Source organism: Aquabacterium sp. (assembly GCF_030652515.1).
Lineage (GTDB): Bacteria > Pseudomonadota > Gammaproteobacteria > Burkholderiales > Burkholderiaceae_C > Aquabacterium.
Window position 1 is genome coordinate 1 of sequence record NZ_JAUSAR010000222.1, and the last position, 2,365, is coordinate 2,365.

Below are 2,365 nucleotides of genomic sequence, written 5' to 3' on the forward strand. Positions count from 1 at the left end.
CATTGGCGCTGACCAGCAGGCTGTCGCCCGCCTTGGCCGTGGCAGGCAGGGCCACCGAGACGTCGATGTTGCCGCTCAACTCCGCTTTGTTGATGTAGCCGTCGTTGTTGGCGTCTTCACCGATCGTGACGATCGGAGCGCCAGGCACGCCCAGTTGCAGGCGGGCAGCGTCGCTGACCGGGCCCGCGCTGTTGCCAGCCGCATCCACGATGCTGGCCGTGGACACGAAGTCGGTGTTGTCGGCCGTGGGGTTGAACTTCAGGTCCACAAAGCCTGCCGACAATTGCGCTGCGCTCAAGGTGATGACTTGCGCCACGTTGCCCGAGCCCGTCACGCTCAGGGTGTCGCCCGCAGCCGCACCGGCTGGCAGGGTGACCCGCACGCCGATGGTGTTGTCGGTCAACTCGGCCTTGCTGATGTAGCCGTCGTTGTTGCCGTCCGTGGTGATGCTGATGCCCAGGCCGCTGTAGTTCGTGGTGTCGATCTTGGCGCTGTCGCTGCCTGCGGCCCCCACGTTGCCCGCCACATCCTTGATCTGTGCGGTGACCAGCAAGTTGGCGCCTTCGCCGGGATTGGCCAGGGCGGGGATGGTCACGGTGTGGCTGTCAATGTTCGCCTGCGTCAGCACGATGGGTGTCTGCGCTGAACCATTGACGCTGACCAGCAAGCTGTCGCCCACCTTGGCCGTGGTGGGCAACTCCACCGAGACGGCAATGGTGCCGCCCGCGCCCAATTCGGCCTGGTTGATGAAGCCGTCGTTGTTGGCATCCGTGGTGATGGTCACCTTGGGTGCCGAAATGTCGTCGGTGGCGATGATCGCGTGGTCGCTGACCACGGCGGACTGGTTGCCTGCCGGATCGCTCACTTGAGCCGTGGCCACCAGGTCGGTGCCGCTGGCAGGTGCCGTCAAGCTGACCTGCACTTGTCCAGCGTCGATCTGTGCTTGCGTCAGGGTGATGGCTTGCGTGGCATTGCCCGTGGCCGTGATGTTCAGGATGTCACCAGCGGCGGCATCCACCGGCAGCTTGACCAGCGCTTGAACGGTCTGCCCGCCCGCCAATTCAGCCTTGTTGATGAAGCCATCGTTGTTGACGTCGGTGCTGAGGGTGATGCCCAGGCCACTCAGCGTGCTGAGGTCCAGCTTGGCGCTGTCGATGCCCGTGGCGCTGTTGTTGCCCGCAGCATCCTCGATGTGCGAGCTCACCGTCATCGTCGTGCCATTGGCTGGGGCGGTGAAGGTCGTGGTGACAAAGCCATTGGCTTTGTCTTGCGCCGTGATGACGATGTCCTTGGTCACGCCACCGGAGGTGACCTTGACCACGTCGCCAATGCTCACTTGCGCTGGCGTGAACGCCACCTTGACGTCCACATTGCCGTTCAACTCGGCCTTGTTGATGAAGCCGTCGTTGTTGGCGTCTTCCGTGATCGTCACCGTCGGCGCGTCACCGTTGTTGGGCACGCCCGTGTCAATGTTCAGAGGAACCGTGGTCTGGGTCGTGTTGCCTGCCGCATCGGTCTCGGTGACTTGAGCCTGGCCTGTGGTGCCGTTGGGGATGTCTTGCGTGGGTGTGACCGTCCAGGTGCCATTGGGCAGAACGGTGGTTGTCAGCACTTCATTCGTGCCGGGCATCGTCACCTTGATCTGCGCGCCAGGGTCGCCCGTGCCGCTGATCGTGGGGGTGGCATCGTTGGTGATGCCGTCACCCTTGGTGCCGCTGTCGGACGCTGGGTCCAGTTGGGCCGTCAGGACTGACGGAGCTGTGGTGTCGATGAGGGCACTGTCGGTGCCGGTGGCCCCCAGGTTGCCCGCCACGTCCTTGACTTGGGCCATCACCGTCAGGGTGCTGCCTTCGCCAGGGTTGGTGATGCCGGGCACGGACACGCTGCCCTTGTCGATGTCGGCTTGCGTCAGCACGATCGGCGCTTGGTCCGTGCCGTTGGCGCTGACCAGCAGGCTGTCGCCCGCTTTGGCCGTGGCAGGCAGGGCCACCGAGACATCGATGTTGCCGCTCAGTTCGGCCTTGTTGATGTAGCCGTCGTTGTTGGCATCTTCACCGATCGTGACGATCGGAGCGCCAGGCACGCCCAGTTGCAGGCGGGCAGCGTCGCTGACCTGGCCCGCGCTGTTGCCAGCCGCGTCCACGATGCTGGCCGTGGACACGAAGTCGGTGTTGTCGGCCGTGGGATTGAACTTCAGGTCCACGAAGCCGGCGGCCAATTGGCCCGCCGTCAAGGTGATCACTTGGGCCACGTTGCCCGAGCCCGTCACGCTCAGGGTGTCGCCCGCAGCCGCACCGGCTGGCAGGGTGACCCGCACGCCGATGGTGTTGTCGGTCAACTCGGCCTTGCTGATGTAGCCGTCGTT

1 protein-coding gene is annotated in these 2,365 nt (G+C 64.6%); it reads right to left on the reverse strand.

Annotated elements, in window-relative coordinates; genetic code table 11:
• A partial coding sequence (locus tag Q7V20_RS23975; RefSeq protein WP_304796765.1) for an S-layer family protein occupies positions 1 to 2,365 on the reverse strand: 2,365 nt, incomplete at both ends.